At 46.3% G+C, this 18,068-nt stretch carries 11 protein-coding genes; all 11 read right to left on the bottom strand.

Translation table 11 applies throughout. The annotated features are described in order from the left end of the window. Positions 1 to 9 precede the first annotated feature (9 nt). The gene (locus HYN46_RS00315) at positions 10 to 300 is read right to left on the bottom strand and encodes a DUF6678 family protein (RefSeq protein ID WP_322887824.1); all 291 of its coding nucleotides are present in this window, start codon (positions 298 to 300) and stop codon (positions 10 to 12) included. 34 nt (positions 301 to 334) lie between these two features. Beyond that, positions 335 to 4,261 carry an RHS repeat domain-containing protein gene (locus HYN46_RS00310; RefSeq protein ID WP_114897586.1) on the bottom strand — a complete coding sequence of 1,309 codons (3,927 nt, stop codon included), beginning with the start codon at positions 4,259 to 4,261 and terminating at the stop codon, positions 335 to 337. A gap of 70 nt (positions 4,262 to 4,331) precedes the next feature. Continuing rightward, positions 4,332 to 4,685, bottom strand: coding sequence for a hypothetical protein (locus tag HYN46_RS00305; RefSeq protein ID WP_114897580.1), 354 nt, complete (start codon positions 4,683 to 4,685; stop codon positions 4,332 to 4,334). Between the two features lie 50 nt (positions 4,686 to 4,735). After that, positions 4,736 to 7,732, bottom strand: coding sequence for an FG-GAP-like repeat-containing protein (locus tag HYN46_RS00300; RefSeq protein ID WP_162818034.1), 2,997 nt, complete (start codon positions 7,730 to 7,732; stop codon positions 4,736 to 4,738). A gap of 298 nt (positions 7,733 to 8,030) precedes the next feature. Beyond that, positions 8,031 to 8,453, bottom strand: coding sequence for a type II secretion system major pseudopilin GspG (gene gspG / locus HYN46_RS00295; protein ID WP_114897584.1), 423 nt, complete (start codon positions 8,451 to 8,453; stop codon positions 8,031 to 8,033). A 37-nt stretch (positions 8,454 to 8,490) separates the two neighbouring features. Then, positions 8,491 to 8,796 (bottom strand): hypothetical protein, encoded by a 306-nt coding sequence (locus HYN46_RS00290; RefSeq protein ID WP_114897583.1) that lies wholly within the window; start codon positions 8,794 to 8,796, stop codon positions 8,491 to 8,493. Between the two features lie 160 nt (positions 8,797 to 8,956). Continuing rightward, positions 8,957 to 9,205 carry a DUF7336 domain-containing protein gene (locus HYN46_RS00285; RefSeq protein WP_114897582.1) on the bottom strand — a complete coding sequence of 83 codons (249 nt, stop codon included), beginning with the start codon at positions 9,203 to 9,205 and terminating at the stop codon, positions 8,957 to 8,959. 20 nt (positions 9,206 to 9,225) lie between these two features. After that, the gene (locus tag HYN46_RS00280) at positions 9,226 to 13,248 is read right to left on the bottom strand and encodes an RHS repeat domain-containing protein (protein WP_114897581.1); all 4,023 of its coding nucleotides are present in this window, start codon (positions 13,246 to 13,248) and stop codon (positions 9,226 to 9,228) included. A 70-nt stretch (positions 13,249 to 13,318) separates the two neighbouring features. Further along, positions 13,319 to 13,672: a hypothetical protein gene (locus HYN46_RS00275; protein ID WP_114897580.1), complete on the bottom strand. Its 354-nt coding sequence runs from the start codon at positions 13,670 to 13,672 to the stop codon at positions 13,319 to 13,321. A 50-nt stretch (positions 13,673 to 13,722) separates the two neighbouring features. Beyond that, positions 13,723 to 16,665, bottom strand: coding sequence for an FG-GAP-like repeat-containing protein (locus tag HYN46_RS00270; RefSeq protein WP_162818033.1), 2,943 nt, complete (start codon positions 16,663 to 16,665; stop codon positions 13,723 to 13,725). Positions 16,666 to 17,170: 505 nt separating this feature from the next. Continuing rightward, positions 17,171 to 18,010 carry an alpha/beta hydrolase gene (locus tag HYN46_RS17460; RefSeq protein WP_228254920.1) on the bottom strand — a complete coding sequence of 280 codons (840 nt, stop codon included), beginning with the start codon at positions 18,008 to 18,010 and terminating at the stop codon, positions 17,171 to 17,173. Positions 18,011 to 18,068: the final 58 nt, after the last annotated feature.

The raw sequence follows: 18,068 nt of genomic DNA, 5'->3' as shown, positions 1-18,068 counted from the left end.
ATTCAATATCTATCCAAATTCTATTACTAAAACGCCATCATCAATTCGAAATGCAATGCCTTCTAACTCTAATTTATCAATAATTGCCAAAGAATGATCTATATTCTTATTTGGTAAAAGTCTACCCATTTCCTTGGTCTCATTAGGATTAATCTCTATGGAAAGAACATCGACTAAGCGGAAGGGTCCAAATTTTGCAATTTCAGCATAACTATTACTAGGCAGTGTCAACCAACTACTCCAGTTAGTAACGGTGTCATCAATCAGTATAATACGTACCTGTATTGAGTATAGATGCATGATCTGCGACAGAGTCTGCCAGACATTACTATTATTAATCATAAGAAATATGTTCTCCTTTTGGTCCATGATAATGAGGTTGTTCGTAAGTACCATTATCGCTAAATTGATGTCCCCATTTATGATGATCAACTTGAACAGGCTTACCATTCAAATCTTTAAACTCTAGAAACTCTGCACGCTCGTTATTCGGTCCTCTAATATTTTTATTTTTACCTCTATCAGTAGTATTTTCAACCCTTTGATAACTATTTGGAGCCGAAACTTGTCCACCATTCTGACGAATTGCTTCACGTCGAGCAGCCCTTTCGGTCGGAAAGGTAACATCCCCTTCCTTTTGCTCACGCCTTACAGCTAATGGCTGATTCTGAGACCCATTCTGGGAAACAATATGCACCAGACCACTTAAGTTAGGCACAAACCTCTGCACCGTTAAAGCCCCCAGATCTTGAATTAAGATATCCCGTCTCTTATCAAAGAAATCGATATCAAAATTTCCAGTCACTACGGCAGCTGTCCCCGCTCCAATTACCTCACCTGTATTGACTAAAATACTGGAAATCGGGTTATTCGTGATAGCATTCGTTGCCGAGCTTTTAATCGTATCAGCAAGCGAGCCACCACCTGTCGTTGGTGTCGGTATTGTCGGTGTAGGTGTTACACCAGGTACCGTCTGCGTCGTGTTATTACTGAGATTACCTCCAGTATTGGTTCCTTTACCGGTGCCACCACCGCCATCATTAACACCACGCGGCCTATCATTTGGGCGACCAGTCCACCCACCTGAATTACCTCCAGGAGCCCCACCCAAATTCGCAATAGGTAAATTTGATGAATCATGTGGTGGTCGGCCCGCTGTTACCGTCACCCGTTCAGGAAGACCATTATCGACATTGAAATCAATAGTCATCGTAGTACATCCGATGTCGCACATGCGATGAATGTGACCTTCTTCAAGCATGAACCCATCTGGATCCCAATAGCTCAGAGGATTATTATGCACATAGCTATAGCGGTTATAACCCTGTAGATCATCAACCCCATCCACTGTCGGATCCGCGCTCATGAATCGACCTATCTCAGGATCATAAATCCGGCCATTCATGTTCACTAAATTCACGTCATCCAACATTTCATGACCCGTGAAGCCATGGCGTGTTGCCGCTGTGCCATCCATGGAGACACGTTGACCCCACACGTCGAACGTGGTTCGTTCTTTCACGGCTCCTGATTCATCAGTGACGATTTTGATCGAGCCCAGATGGTCGGTCAGGAAGTAGTCCAGATGGTTGTCGGTGACGCTATCTTGAGCATTTCTCACTGTGACGAACTGACCTATGGGTCGTCCATCGGCATACAGGTGCGCACGTTCTTCGATCTTGTTGACGGTGACGCCATCGGTCTTGTAGTCGTAGCTGCGCTCGAAGGTGCCACCCAGGTCTAGACGCGGGTTGATGTAGACGATTTCGGAAGTCTTCACGCCATATTTGTATTGGGTCTTGCGCACGCGGTCGTGGTCGGTGTCGTAGAGGAAGTTTTCTTCTACGCCATCGGTGGTTTTGATTTTGCTGACTTTGTCAAAGCTGTTCCACACGACGCTGCTTTTGCCATTGCCATTTAGCATGTTGCCATTGGCGTCGTAGGTGAAGGTGTTGTCGGCTATGCCGTTGCCACCTGTGGTTTGACAGACTTGGTGGATCCCGGTACAGCCGGCTTTGCCTGGGCTTCCATAGGTGTAGTCACCGACGCCTGTTTTGTGCAGGAGGTTACCCGCACTGTTGTAGGTGTATTGGTTGCTCTGGATGATCTGGTTGAGATTGACGTTTTTCTGGGTCAGATAGCGAATCCGGTTTAAGGAGTCGTATTCGGCATCTTCGCTATAACCAGTCATTTGGTCGGTACGGTTGAACAGGTTGCCGTAGTCGTCAAATTGATAGGTGTCGTTCTGGATCAGGCTGGTGTTGGCACCTACTTGTAATGTGGTGTTGATGCTGTTCAGTGTGCTACGCGAGAAGTCGTAGCTACGGGTGGTGACAAGACCGTTACCTAGCCGCTCTTTGACAACCCGGTTCCAACGATCACGCGACAGGGCTTGCCAGAGGGTTTTGTTGTCGAGTGTCCGTAGACGAACGAGGTTGCCATAGAAGTCATAGACATTGACGTAGCTTTGTCCGTTCGGATAGGTGATCGTTTCTGGACGACTGAGCCAGTCGTAACTGACGCTGCTGTCGAAGGTTTGAGTCGCTGTTCCTTTCGGGTCGATCAGTTTGCTGGTGTGGGTGACGGTTTTACGTCCAAGGCTATCGTAGTCATAGCTTTCGCTGTAGTCTTTGCTGGTACCCACCTTCGTATAGGTACTGGTTAGTTTACCGCTACGGGCACTGCCGTTGCTGTTGTCATAGTCCCAGTAGCTGTCTTTATCTGGTTCGACTCGATGGATCAGACGATTCAGGACGTCGTATTCATAGCTGGTGAGGTTGCCTTTGGCATTGGTCTGGGTTCTTAAACGTCCAAAGCCGTCGTAGGTGTAGCTCCAGTAGCCCATGTCGGGATCATGCATGCCAATTTTGTTGCCTGCAAGATCGTAGTCCATGGTGATGTTGTAGTTCAGCGAGTCGATGGTTCGGCGCAGGCGACCCGCTGCGTCATAGGTTTTACGCAGACGTGAGCCTTTGCTGTCGATCACCATGACTTGTTGATTCAAGGCATTGACCACTTCGGCCTTACTGCTGTCGGGAGCACAGGCGTCACAGGCAGCAAGGGATGAGAAGGTGGTGAATGGGTTGATGTATTTAACCGCGGTGACTTTCCTGGTGTTGTTGTCTATGGTCTTAAATGGACGGTCAAAGGCGTCGTAATATACGATGCTCATGCTCTTGTTGTAATCCGCATCAGGCTCTGCAGCAAAGAACGGTGTATGATTTATTTTTACACGTCCATAGGCGTCGTATTCAACATAGCTGGTGACTTGAGCGCGTGCTGTCTGTGCATTGGGATCGGTATAGATATAGCGTAAAGTATGCGTATTGCGACCCAGCAGATCGTAGTAGCTCATTTGAGGCGAGAGAATCTCATTACTATTTGAGCTCTCAGGGACATGCTTGGTGGTTTTTGTATAGTACTTTTCCGCATTCGTACAATCATATGGACCATAAACACAGTTTTTATACTCAGTCCAGATCGACGTTCCATCAAAGCTGTTGGTTCGGGTTAGACGACCCACATCATCGTACACATAACTTTCGGTCGTACCATCTATAAAGGTCTTCGTCTTCAATAAACCACGGGCCAGATCATAATCGTAGCGTTCTACTTGCCCGAATTGATTGGTTTTGCTGGCAAGATAACGACCATCTGTGGTGTAAGTCATCTCGTCATGGCTACTCACTGCCGCTGCAGTTGCTGTAGCAGGGGCCGCTTTATCTACGCTAGACAAATTTCCCCAGCTATCGTAAGAGTAATTGGTGGTAATGAGATTATCGGTTGGCGCGGTACAGCTCTGAACGTTGTTTGGATCTGTTGGTGCAAGTTCACCACTTTTATTTGATTGTAATATCTCGGCATAGGTGCCGACATATACGAAGGTGGTAGAGTGATTGTCGACGACATCAGTTAAACCACCACCGACATTGCTGAGCTCTGAGGTGGGGTTGACGATTTGTTTGAGGGTTTGCGTACACTTCAGTTGGCCGAGCATCCAGCTTTTGGGGTCTTTGTAGTCGTAACTGTTTACAGTGAGATTGCGATATTTACGCTGTGTGGTTGCGCCATCTGCGTTTTCTTCATTGGCGGTGATGATGACGTCCTGACGCAGAACATTGCCTTCATCATCGTACTGATAGCTGGTATCACTACTCTGCACAATGCCTGCATGGACTGCGCTGACATTAAGCCCAGCCGTTACGAGACATAGTATCGTCAGCTGTTTTAAGCCGCCTATCACGCCAGTGGTCAATCGCATTTCTTACCCCAAATCTTTAATTCTGTTTAATCAATAAAGGACGTTTTCTAAATGATGCTGTTCTTGCTCTTTATAACGTCGTAATCGTTTGTGCGGTTTCTCGATCATTCATTACGCTGCAGTCATTGCTGCCTTGTATGACAACCGCTTTATGTCCGGTGTAGGCACTGAGCAGTTGTTTCATCAGGGCTTGACCTTCAGGGGTGCTGAGATCAAGAGCCCAGCCTCCATCCGCGTTGGAACACGCGGGTTTGCTTTTATGCGGACCGGCACTAAAGATCATGACTTGCTTATGGCTGTCGGGTTGAACCGTCACACGCAGGGTGCTTACGAAGTAGCCTGGCTGGTTGTCGCCCGCTTGTGCTGACTGATTCGTGATGAGGGCATAGCACAGGAGCATGCCGATTGTCGTCAATGTCTTCATCGCGATACTCCTTGGTCGATCTGTCTTTAAAATATTATTCATCGCGCGACTTACTCATCTAGCAATACACTTAAGATCGCAGGCAGGCTTAAGACGGCGTTGCTGATCGGGACGATTTCTGGATGAGCAGAAGGGGCACTTTCTGTTTTACCAACCATGGCTACCGCACCACCCTGATACATTTGATCGAGACGATACGTTTGGGTGTGGCTGTCGTTGACATAGGGGAAGTAGCTGGTGCGGGCACCAACGGCACTATTCAAGGTGAACGGTTTGTATTGCCAGTTGTTCTGCGTCGTAGTCAGGTCATAACATGTGGCTGTTGCGGTGGTGTGGTTACAGGTAAATGTTTTGGAGTTGGCAACCAAACCGACAAAGGGGAACTGCTGGGAATATTCGGTATAGAGTTCTTTACTCCAGCGCTGTCCACCACCGGTTTCATCTCGAGCGGCATCATTGACGACGGTACTGGTGATCCAGCGGAATCCTAATGAGCCTCGGTCACGATCAACTTTTAAACCGCCGTAGAAATACAGCATTGGTTCGGAGTAGCCACCGATTCCATTGGAGGTTTGTACGGATTTGACTACTTGACGCGCGTCTTGGATGTCATTCTGCTGGGGTACGGCAGCATTGGTGTCTTTGATATAGATGGATTTATCAGTCAGTCGGCTAAACTGGACTTTAATCGTTCCGGAGAAGGTATCGATCTGGTTGAGTTCACCATTGGTGCCGTTGTTGCTCCAGATGGTGGCTTGGGAGCCATTGAGTCCGAGGACATCGGTACGACCATCGCCATTGTAGTCATCTGGGAATACGCGGTCATAACTTGATGCAACGTAGTCAATACCGCCTTGGTCATAAGGCACAAAGATTTTGCCCTCTGCGCCTCTTGAGCCTAAGAAGACATGAAAGACTTGAGCGTCTTTATCCCAGTTAACGATATCAGCGCGACCATCACCATTCCAATCAGCAACCCATGTATATAGGCTACTGAGTTTTGTGTTTGGATTCGTAATATTAAATTTAATGGACTCGAAATAGCCGTTGCCTTTCGAAAAATGGACTAACAGTTGACGTGAACTTGCATAGTATGAGGCGATGTCTAAAAGACCGTCTCCATTAAAGTCACCTGTTAACGTGAAATCGCCGTTATTAATATTTGGAGGAGGAGCTACAGAGCTGTAATCATAGACGACTTCATGATCATATCCTATGTTTTTGAGGAAAGCCGTTTTTATATTTGATAAGAAACTATTTAAAACAATAACATCACTTATACCATCGCCATTTACATCAGCAAAAAAATGTTCTTCTTGAGGTAAAGAAAAATTACTTCCTAGCTGAATACTACTAGGAGCATAGCCCATATTTGTAATGTAGTCTGAAGCCGTACTTCCCCCTAATACATAAACAAAACTATTGCCTAAAAATTGAACTAAGTCAGGAATCCCATCATCATTAATTTGTGCGGCTTGAAAATTAGATAAGGTATCAAAAAATATACCATAACCCGTAGTAGGGGTTCTTACCTCATCAGGATTAAAACTGCCATTAACATCGCTGTTCAGAACAAATGAAGCTGCGGAAAACATTAATGTAATAATAGAGTTTTGAGATGAATAAGGCGCTGTGGAAAGCGCAGCATAACCTAATGAGGTTTTTGCGTTAGGAATAGGAATAAAGTTACTTAAATTCTCATATGCATTACAAGGAAATGCTTTTGGATCGTTCACTCCATAATGAATGTAATAAGTACCATTTACCAATTCAGAACGACAATTATATACGTTTGGGTATGTAGATCTCTGCTTAATAGTTTTATTAAAATTATATCCGTCAGAGAAAAAAAGATTTAGAGGGGCAGTCTGAGGAAAATCTGTAAGAGCGGATATTTGTCGATCCGGTAGCACCGGTGTAATAACTAAATCAGCCAGTCCATCGCCATTAAAATCCCCATGAATAACCCGATCAGCATCCGCAACTCCAGACAACTGAACCACACGCTTATCCACCTGCAGATTCACAGCGTTATAGTTAAAGGTTACAGGCTTTAAACACTGATCATTAATCCCACAAGCGGTCACTGAGGTTAATTTTGGCAAGCGTGCCATCGCGTTGTCTTGATTCGTATCCTGATATCCAAATTTGTATTTGGATATCAATTTACCTTGTTCGGCTCCACTACTCGTTTCTCCACAAGGGGCATTGCCACTGGATTCACAAACCGAGATCCCTTTAAGCAGGTAATTGTTTTGCAGATGGAGACCACCTGGAGCATATTGCTTACTGTATAAATTAACTGGCATGTAATTCATGACAGCCTTAACCGTGGCATCGTTACTGCCATAAACATAACGAATGGCATCCAACATCTTCTTTGAAATCATGTTGCCATCGTTAATCCCAAAGTCACTGGGATTGACGATTCTGTAGGCATATGTAATGCCAACACCCGGATATTCACGCTTATAGGCCGTATCGATATACCAGGCGATGATCAGATTGGGATCAAAGGAGGAGTCGCCAGCACGTTCACGTGAGTCGTCTCGACTTCCGTAGCGGGAAACCTGTCCATCTTTGGCGATCACTTGATAGTATTTATTACCTTGGTCAACGACCGCTTGAACACGGGCAAAATTCTTGATTTCGGTGCTGTAGATCGCGTTGTCTGCCCAGTATGAGTCCCCGCTCACCAGCAGCAGTTGCTGGCCATCCAGACAAAGTCGATCATTGGCATCCCCGGCGATTGGGCGGTTGGTTCCATCAATGATTTTGACTTGACCACAGCGCTGAAGTACGGAAAGACCTGAAAGCGAGGCTCCCTGACCTAATAGCCCATAGCCACCTTGGCTGTTATATGTCACGCTTAGACTGGGTTGCACCCCGTTAATACCTGCGGGGAGTGCAAGCGGAATATCATAAACTGCGCCTCCTGAAGGACTTACCGAAAATTTACCAGTTAATCCACCAGCTTCCACTTCTGCGGCATGGCTTGCATGCATGACAGCCAAAATACTTAGAGTTAAGAGTAGTTTATTTTTCAATTTCATCTGCCAGAAAGGGTATGACGTTAAAGCGAAGAACAAGGGCGCGTTTCACACATGAATATAACAAAAAACACATATATTCTACATATTCTATGAGAAATAAATAAACTTTATTTAATATTTATTACCGTTTGGTTGTATTTTCTTAACCGAAAGGGATTTTGAAATAATCAAAATGCAGAATTTTCACTAAATAGAGGGGAGAGTTTTCTTATTTTTCATCTAAAGATAGTTAAGAAATGATCTTTAAAATCTACCGGAACTCTTAGACACATCATTTGAGCGCCTAATCAATCTACCAATTACCAATATCTGCCCCATCATCGCTTCCACCCGCCGCTTTATCTTTACCCCATGAGTAGACATCGTATTCCGTTGTGTTGTGCGTTCCCGGATACTGGTATTGGTAAGGACTGCCCCAGGGGTCTAACGGGACTTTTTTAAGATAAGGGCCATTCCAGTTTTGGGCGCCTGCGGGTGCAGTAGACAGGGCTTTTAAGCCTGTGCTTTTGTCTGGGTAGCTGCCGGTGTCGAGTCGATATTGGTCTATGGCTTTGGTGAAGGCGTCTATCTGGGCGCGTGCGGTGGTTTTTTCTGATTTCTCAAGATTCTTGAATAGATTGGGACCAATAATCCCGGCAAGCAAGCCGATGATGACCAGTACGATCATCAGCTCCAATAGCGTAAAACCACGTTGAACTTGCTTGAGATTAACCATCTATTCAAAGTACCTATAGTGTTCAGTAACGGGTAGATCAGCCTTCAAGTAGGCCAAAGCTGCTGATCACGCAGGTGCTGTCGTCGTATTCAACGAGGACTTTACGTGAGGCTGTTTTGGCAGCCAGTACCAGTGCCCAGAATCGGTTACGCTGTGATTCGTTGCCTGCAGGTAGTGTCAGCTTTCCGGTGGTACAGGTGCTTGCTGTGGTATACCAGACCACGAGAGCACCACCTGTATAGTTCTGCAAACGCCAGCCACTCGGGACGGTCAGAATCGAGGCGGGTGCTGCGACTGCCCATGAGCTCATGGCGAGGGCACAGATGAGGATTAATTTTTTCATCGTAGAAGTACCTCTATAATTGTTAATCATTAAAATCAAACTTTGTCATAAATATCAATTAAAAACATTCGACTCTTAAGTAAATTGGGCATAGCCGATGCCCCCACAGAAAATACCGAATAGTGCTTTCTTGATATAACATGCCACTGTCGCTGTCGGCCTATTCTTTCCAGAAATCATCTAAATCATTTTCAGAAACAAAACCTTCAGTCCACTCTTTTAGTTCATCGAGAACGTAGCTATTTATTATAAAATCTTCTGGATAATCCCTAAAACCAGACAATTTGGCAAAATACTCTCTGGCTTCATCTGCCTTCTCTTTTGAACTAAAAACAGCAAGGATCTTATAAGTTTCAAGATCATCTTCATCATACCAATGCTGTAATAGATAAACTTTCTTTTGTGACATGCTATATATCCAATTTAAAATTAATTAGGGTCTTTAAAACCACGATCACCGTATTTTCTAATCTTATTAAACTCCCCGACCCCTTTCTCCCACTCGCCTTTACCATACTTGTCATTCATTAATCGAGTAGCAAATTTATTCCCATTTTCTCCAACTTTAGGAACTTCTCCCCGCGCCCAAGAGGGCACATCTTTGGCTGCTTCTTTTCCTGACTGACCCGCAATGCGAACCTTATTTGGCCTATTATCAAAATCATCATCAGGGTCTGGTATTGGAGAACCCGTACTTGAGCCCTGACCTGACATATTCAAACTATTGCTCTGTCCACCGCTTGTACTTAATATTGCATGGACAGCGTCATACCAGCCCCCAAGTATCGACCCTATAGAACCACCGACAACTGTACCACCTGCGACGATTGCTGGATTACCCGGTGTACATAACATACTTGTCATGCCATCACAGGCAACAGCGACACCAGCTCCTGCAACGGCACCAACTCCAGCTCCAATAGCTGCACCTGTGGTTCGTCCACTATGCATTTCCCAATTAGTTTGGAAACTAATCGCTGCTAATGTCGCTCCTTCAAAGAAGTCACCACCTGTTGCTGCGCTTGTCGCCCCACCAATAAAAGCTGCACCATAAACATTACTGGTAATGCCGATATTAGATGCATAGGCTCCTGCAAATCCACTGATAAAGCCCGCACCCGCATCACCACCTGTAACCTTGCTGATTACCGCATTCGCTACACCATGTGCAACCGCATTTAAAAACGGCGATGTAGCTTGATCGATATTGTCGCCAATGCCACCTGAGATTCCACCTGAGATTGCACCGATGATCCCGCCACGAACTCCAGCATTGAGTACATCGCTAAGACTACCTCCGGAAAGTGCGGAATTCGTTGCCGCAGAGACCGCACCCACGCACGCCGGCGCACCGGGTCCACAGACGACAATACTAACTACAACAGCTGCCGCAGGTCGTGCAATTTTCTCAATAAACCCGCCCAACTTCTTACCTAGGAACTTCCAGCGATAACCATCTAAATCAACATAGCTCAGAGGATTGTTACTCGTATAACTATAGCGGTTATAACCCTGTAGATCATCAACCCCATCTACTGTCGGATCCGCGCTCATGAATCGACCTATCTCAGGATCATAAATCCGGCCATTCATGTTCACTAAATTCACGTCATCCAACATTTCATGACCCGTGAAGCCATGGCGTGTTGCCGCTGTGCCATCCATGGAGACACGTTGACCCCACACGTCGAACGTGGTTCGTTCTTTCACGGCTCCTGATTCATCAGTGACGATTTTGATCGAGCCCAGATGGTCGGTCAGGAAGTAGTCCAGATGGTTGTCGGTGACGCTATCTTGAGCATTTCTCACTGTGACGAACTGACCTATGGGTCGTCCATCGGCATACAGGTGCGCACGTTCTTCGATCTTGTTGACGGTGACGCCATCGGTCTTGTAGTCGTAGCTGCGCTCGAAGGTGCCACCCAGGTCTAGACGCGGGTTGATGTAGACGATTTCGGAAGTCTTCACGCCATATTTGTATTGGGTCTTGCGCACGCGGTCGTGGTCGGTGTCGTAGAGGAAGTTTTCTTCTACGCCATCGGTGGTTTTGATTTTGCTGACTTTGTCAAAGCTGTTCCACACGACGCTGCTTTTGCCATTGCCATTTAGCATGTTGCCATTGGCGTCGTAGGTGAAGGTGTTGTCGGCTATGCCGTTGCCACCTGTGGTTTGACAGACTTGGTGGATCCCGGTACAGCCGGCTTTGCCTGGGCTTCCATAGGTGTAGTCACCGACGCCTGTTTTGTGCAGGAGGTTACCCGCACTGTTGTAGGTGTATTGGTTGCTCTGGATGATCTGGTTGAGATTGACGTTTTTCTGGGTCAGATAGCGAATCCGGTTTAAGGAGTCGTATTCGGCATCTTCGCTATAACCAGTCATTTGGTCGGTACGGTTGAACAGGTTGCCGTAGTCGTCAAATTGATAGGTGTCGTTCTGGATCAGGCTGGTGTTGGCACCCACTTGTAATGTGGTGTTGATGCTGTTCAGTGTGCTACGCGAGAAGTTGTAGCTACGGGTGGTGACGAGACCGTTACCTAGCCGTTCTTTGACAACTCGGTTCCAGCGATCACGCGACAGGGCTTGCCAGAGGGTTTTGTTGTCGAGTGTCCGTAGACGAACGAGGTTGCCATAGAAGTCATAGACATTGACGTAGCTTTGTCCGTTCGGATAGGTGATCGTTTCTGGACGACTGAGCCAGTCGTAACTGACGCTGCTGTCGAAGGTTTGAGTCGCTGTTCCTTTCGGGTCGATCAGTTTGCTGGTGTGGGTGACGGTTTTACGTCCCAAACCATCATAGTCGTAACTTTCGCTATAGTCTTTAGCGCCATTTGCCAGTGTATAGGTGCTGACTAGTTTACCGCTACGACCACTACCGTTGCTGTTGTCATACTCCCAGTAGCTGTCTTTATCTGGTTCGACTCGATGGATCAGACGATTCAGGACGTCGTATTCATAGCTGGTGAGGTTGCCTTTGGCATTGGTCTGGGTTCTTAAACGTCCAAAGCCGTCGTAGGTGTAGCTCCAGTAGCCCATGTCGGGATCATGCATGCCAATTTTGTTGCCCGCAAGATCGTAGTCCATGGTGATGTTGTAGTTCAGCGAGTCGATGGTTCGGCGCAGGTGACCTGCTGCGTCATAGGTTTTACGCAGACGTGAGCCTTTGCTGTCGATCACCATGACTTGTTGATTCAAGGCATTGACCACTTCGGCCTTACTGCTGTCGGGGGCACAGGCGTCACAGGCAGCAAGGGATGAGAAGGTGGTGAATGGGTTGATGTATTTAACCGCGGTGACTTTCTTGGTGTTGTTGTCTATGGTCTTAAATGGACGGTCAAAGGCGTCGTAAGAGGTCTTCGTCCAGCTCTTATCGTAGTCAGCAAGGGATTCATCACCGAAGTAAGGAGTATGTGTGTATCTCACACGCCCATAGGGATCATACTCTACAAGACTCGTCACTTGGACACGTGAGGTCTGGGCATTAGGGTCCGTGTAGATATAACGCATTGAATGCGTATTACGACCCAACTGATCATAATACTTAATGTCAGGCGAGAGTATCTGATTAGCGCCAGAACTTTCGGGCACATGTTTGGTGGTCTTGATTAGGTACTTTTCAAGATTAGTGCATTGCTCGGGTCCTGTAGCACCGCAGTTTTTATACTCAGTCCAGATCGACGTTCCATCAAAGCTGTTGGTTCGGGTTAGACGACCCACATCATCGTACACATAACTTTCGGTCGTACCATCTATAAAGGTCTTCGTCTTCAATAAACCACGGGCCAGATCATAATCGTAGCGTTCTACTTGCCCGAATTGATTGGTTTTGCTGGCAAGATAACGACCATCTGTGGTGTAAGTCATCTCGTCATGGCTACTCACTGCCGCTGCAGTTGCTGTAGCAGGGGCCGCTTTATCTACGCTAGACAAATTTCCCCAGCTATCGTAAGAGTAATTGGTGGTAATGAGATTATCGGTTGGCGCGGTACAGCTCTGAACGTTGTTTGGATCTGTTGGTGCAAGTTCACCACTTTTATTTGATTGTAATATCTCGGCATAGGTGCCGACATATACGAAGGTGGTAGAGTGATTGTCGACGACATCAGTTAAACCACCACCGACATTGCTGAGCTCTGAGGTGGGGTTGACGATTTGTTTGAGGGTTTGCGTACACTTCAGTTGGCCGAGCATCCAGCTTTTGGGGTCTTTGTAGTCGTAACTGTTTACAGTGAGATTGCGATATTTACGCTGTGTGGTTGCGCCATCTGCGTTTTCTTCATTGGCGGTGATGATGACGTCCTGACGCAGAACATTGCCTTCATCATCGTACTGATAGCTGGTATCACTACTCTGCACAATGCCTGCATGGACTGCGCTGACATTAAGCCCAGCCGTTACGAGACATAGTATCGTCAGCTGTTTTAAGCCGCCTATCACGCCAGTGGTCAATCGCATTTCTTACCCCAAATCTTTAATTCTGTTTAATCAATAAAGGACGTTTTCTAAATGATGCTGTTCTTGCTCTTTATAACGTCGTAATCGTTTGTGCGGTTTCTCGATCATTCATTACGCTGCAGTCATTGCTGCCTTGTATGACAACCGCTTTATGTCCGGTGTAGGCACTGAGCAGTTGTTTCATCAGGGCTTGACCTTCAGGGGTGCTGAGATCAAGAGCCCAGCCTCCATCCGCGTTGGAACACGCGGGTTTGCTTTTATGCGGACCGGCACTAAAGATCATGACTTGCTTATGGCTGTCGGGTTGAACCGTCACACGCAGGGTGCTTACGAAGTAGCCTGGCTGGTTGTCGCCCGCTTGTGCTGACTGATTCGTGATGAGGGCATAGCACAGGAGCATGCCGATTGTCGTCAATGTCTTCATCGCGATACTCCTTGGTCGATCTGTCTTTAAAATATTATTCATCGCGCGACTTACTCATCTAGCAATACACTTAAGATCGCAGGCAGGCTTAAGACGGCGTTGCTGATCGGGACGATTTCTGGATGAGCAGAAGGGGCACTTTCTGTTTTACCAACCATGGCTACCGCACCACCCTGATACATTTGATCGAGACGATACGTTTGGGTGTGGCTGTCGTTGACATAGGGGAAGTAGCTGGTGCGGGCACCAACGGCACTATTCAAGGTGAACGGTTTGTATTGCCAGTTGTTCTGCGTCGTAGTCAGGTCATAACATGTGGCTGTTGCGGTGGTGTGGTTACAGGTAAATGTTTTGGAGTTGGCAACCAAACCGACAAAGGGGAACTGCTGGGAATATTCGGTATAGAGTTCTTTACTCCAGCGCTGTCCACCACCGGTTTCATCTCGAGCGGCATCATTGACGACGGTACTGGTGATCCAGCGGAATCCTAATGAGCCTCGGTCACGATCAACTTTTAAACCGCCGTAGAAATACAGCATTGGTTCGGAGTAGCCACCGATTCCATTGGAGGTTTGTACGGATTTGACTACTTGACGCGCGTCTTGGATGTCATTCTGCTGGGGTACGGCAGCATTGGTGTCTTTGATATAGATGGATTTATCAGTCAGTCGGCTAAACTGGACTTTAATCGTTCCGGAGAAGGTATCGATCTGGTTGAGTTCACCATTGGTGCCGTTGTTGCTCCAGATGGTGGCTTGGGAGCCATTGAGTCCGAGGACATCGGTACGACCATCGCCATTGTAGTCATCTGGGAATACGCGGTCATAACTTGATGCAACGTAGTCAATACCGCCTTGGTCGAAAAGGGTAAATATCTTATTCGAGCCACCCAAAAGAACATGGAATTTATTCGCAGACTTGTCCCAATTAACGATATCAGCGATCCCATCTCCGTTCCAATCAGCAACCCATGTGGACGTTTTTAAATCTAAGCCTGCCAAGGCAGAAGAGACCTCAACCGATTCAAACTTCCCATTGCCCTTAGAAAAGAACATCAAACCACTTCCACTATAACCAAGAAAAATATCCATTAAGCCATCACCATTAAAATCCCCTGAAAATATGGCATATGGCGTTGGATTATCTGGATCAGGAGTAAAGTAACTCGGTATGTCGAATGGATAGTTCACTACATGATCCACTTGCCCGTTTCTTAAAAAAAGAGTGGTAATAGCATGCTGAGATTGATATATCCCCAAACCACTTACAACTACAACATCTGAGAAACCATCACCATTCACATCGGTAACAAATTTAGTCCAACCGATATCACCGCTGATTGGAGATATTGGAGATCCGGGATAAGAAGCATTAAAAGGGATTGATCCAACGCGCTGACTCTCGGAAATATTATCTCCACCTAAAAAGTAGGTTAAACGAGTATCAGAAACTCGAATCCAATCGGCAATTCCATCACCATTGATATCTCCTGAATAGTTCTGACCACTTATCCCAGTTTCGTTTGAACTTGTATTTTTATAAGAAATCCACTTGCTTGAATCATAAGAGCCTGTTGCAGGAAAATCTTTGCTCTCAACAGTAAAACCATTAGCATTAGCATTAGTATTACTAAGAGTATGAAAAACACCTCCTACTTCAGTAATTGTGCCTAACCGATTCACCCCATGAAAATCATAGCCAACAAAATCATATAAGTCCTCATACTTCTCATTCCCAGTATTTATAGGATAAGTTGGTCTACTTGAACTTATGTTTGTAAAGTCCGCACCATTAGAGAAATTAATATTAATTGGAGCAGTTTGTGGATAAGGATCAAAAACCTCCTGTACTCCGGTAAGGGAGGTTGTTAAGAAGTCAGCCAGCCCATCGCCATTAAAATCCCCATGAATAACCCGATCAGCATCCGCAACTCCAGACAACTGAACCACACGCTTATCCACCTGCAGATTCACAGCGTTATAGTTAAAGGTTACAGGCTTTAAACACTGATCATTAATCCCACAAGCGGTCACTGAGGTTAATTTTGGCAAGCGTGCCATCGCGTTGTCTTGATTCGTATCCTGATATCCAAATTTGTATTTGGATATCAATTTACCTTGTTCGGCTCCACTACTCGTTTCTCCACAAGGGGCATTGCCACTGGATTCACAAACCGAGATCCCTTTAAGCAGGTAATTGTTTTGCAGATGGAGACCACCTGGAGCATATTGCTTACTGTATAAATTAACTGGCATGTAATTCATGACAGCCTTAACCGTGGCATCGTTACTGCCATAAACATAACGAATGGCATCCAACATCTTCTTTGAAATCATGTTGCCATCGTTAATCCCAAAGTCACTGGGATTGACGATTCTGTAGGCATATGTAATGCCAACACCCGGATATTCACGCTTATAGGCCGTATCGATATACCAGGCGATGATCAGATTGGGATCAAAGGAGGAGTCGCCAGCACGTTCACGTGAGTCGTCTCGACTTCCGTAGCGGGAAACCTGTCCATCTTTGGCGATCACTTGATAGTATTTATTACCTTGGTCAACGACCGCTTGAACACGGGCAAAATTCTTGATTTCGGTGCTGTAGATCGCGTTGTCTGCCCAGTATGAGTCCCCGCTCACCAGCAGCAGTTGCTGGCCATCCAGACAAAGTCGATCATTGGCATCCCCGGCGATTGGGCGGTTGGTTCCATCAATGATTTTGACTTGACCACAGCGCTGAAGTACGGAAAGACCTGAAAGCGAGGCTCCCTGACCTAATAGCCCATAGCCACCTTGGCTGTTATATGTCACGCTTAGACTGGGTTGCACCCCGTTAATACCTGCGGGGAGTGCAAGCGGAATATCATAAACTGCGCCTCCTGAAGGACTTACCGAAAATTTACCAGTTAATCCACCAGCTTCCACTTCTGCGGCATGGCTTGCATGCATGACAGCCAAAATACTTAGAGTTAAGAGTAGTTTATTTTTCAATTTCATCTGCCAGAAAGGGTATGACGTTAAAGCGAAGAACAAGGGCGCGTTTCACACATGAACATAACAAAAAACACATATATTCTACATATTCTATGCATATTAAATGAAATCTACCCAACAATTATTACCGTTTAGTTAAACTTTAGAGTAGTAGCGTTTTTTTAATAAAAAGGAGAATGTTTTATCAAGTGGATATAAATGTAAGTCTATTTTTTATGATCGTTAAATTGACATTGAGTCCATATGTAATGACCGTTAAAGCCAAATAAATTTTAAATAATTTTATAAGATGAATAGTATTTTTCTGTTCACATCGACACTTATTTCATCAAAAGTTGTGCCCAACAGCCCCTTAAGATTCAGTCAAAATATCTTACATACTATTTTTTAAATACTGGAATCACATTCATACTGCTCATCTAACGATAAGTCAGGCCCTCTATTTGCATAAGGGTCTGACATATCGGACTGTAAAGAACTCTAAAAATGAATACTTTTTAGATTAAGGGGTATCCGCCTGTACCGCAGCCAGATCCAGCGATGGCAAGGCAACGTGCTCTTCGGACTGCGCCTTCACGCAGGCTCTCGCGAAATCGGCAAGACGATGCAGTGCCAGCTTCGCTGAACTCAAGTAGAAGGATTGCAACTGAAACACATGCCAGCGCCCCGCGTAGATTTCAAGTTTGCAATCCACGCCGCATTGGGTCGCATGTTCGGCTAAACGGGTCGAATCAGAACGGAGGACCTCCTGATCGCCCACTTGGATCAGCATCGGTGGCAGACCGCGCAGGTTCTGCTCTAACGGCTGATGCACGGATGCATCTCGACTCGCATACCAGCCCAATCCTTGCTGTAACCAGCCCAAACGAATCATCGGGTCTTTACGCTGATGGGTTTTTAGCGTAGTACCGCTCAGGGTGCTGTCGGTAACCGGTGAAAGCAAGAGTAAACCTGCTGGCGTCAAAGCCCCTTGATCTCGTAAACGGAGTGCCAACGCAATCGCAAGCGACCCACCAGCAGAGTCCCCAGCAATCACGATTTGATCTGCGCTATAGCCTTGTTTCAGCAGCGCATGATAGCTCGACTCAGCATCATCCAGTGCCGCAGGATAAGGATGCTCGGGTGCAAGGCGATAATCCGGTACCCAAACAGACATGCCCGCATTGACCGCGAGATGCGTCGTAATACTGCGATGGGTCGCAGGCGCACCCAGACAAAATGCACCGCCATGCAAATACAAAATCACACCACTGTCTGATGTTGCTTGTTCAGGAGTGATCACCTCGATCGATAAGCCGTCTACAGTGACTTGCGACTTGAGCGTGCCGCTTCTACCTGGCATCAGATGAGAGAGTGCACTGACAACGCAACGCTGGCTGGCCACCCCAAACGGAGGGCCA

The organism is Aquirhabdus parva, from assembly GCF_003351745.1.
Classification (GTDB): Bacteria; Pseudomonadota; Gammaproteobacteria; order Pseudomonadales; family Moraxellaceae; genus Aquirhabdus; species Aquirhabdus parva.
The sequence above is the reverse complement of the archived record's forward strand: the minus strand, read 5'-3'. Positions and strand labels throughout refer to the sequence as shown.

Excerpts from the sequence above, each read along its gene's own strand:
- HYN46_RS00315 (WP_322887824.1), bottom strand. The coding sequence starts at position 300 with ATGCATCTATACTCAATACAGGTACGTATTATACTGATTGATGACACC.
- HYN46_RS00310 (WP_114897586.1), bottom strand. The coding sequence starts at position 4,261 with ATGCGATTGACCACTGGCGTGATAGGCGGCTTAAAACAGCTGACGATA.
- HYN46_RS00305 (WP_114897580.1), bottom strand. The coding sequence starts at position 4,685 with ATGAAGACATTGACGACAATCGGCATGCTCCTGTGCTATGCCCTCATC.
- gspG (WP_114897584.1), bottom strand. The coding sequence starts at position 8,453 with ATGGTTAATCTCAAGCAAGTTCAACGTGGTTTTACGCTATTGGAGCTG.
- HYN46_RS00290 (WP_114897583.1), bottom strand. The coding sequence starts at position 8,796 with ATGAAAAAATTAATCCTCATCTGTGCCCTCGCCATGAGCTCATGGGCA.
- HYN46_RS00285 (WP_114897582.1), bottom strand. The coding sequence starts at position 9,205 with ATGTCACAAAAGAAAGTTTATCTATTACAGCATTGGTATGATGAAGAT.
- HYN46_RS00280 (WP_114897581.1), bottom strand. The coding sequence starts at position 13,248 with ATGCGATTGACCACTGGCGTGATAGGCGGCTTAAAACAGCTGACGATA.
- HYN46_RS00275 (WP_114897580.1), bottom strand. The coding sequence starts at position 13,672 with ATGAAGACATTGACGACAATCGGCATGCTCCTGTGCTATGCCCTCATC.
- HYN46_RS17460 (WP_228254920.1), bottom strand. The coding sequence starts at position 18,010 with ATGCCAGGTAGAAGCGGCACGCTCAAGTCGCAAGTCACTGTAGACGGC.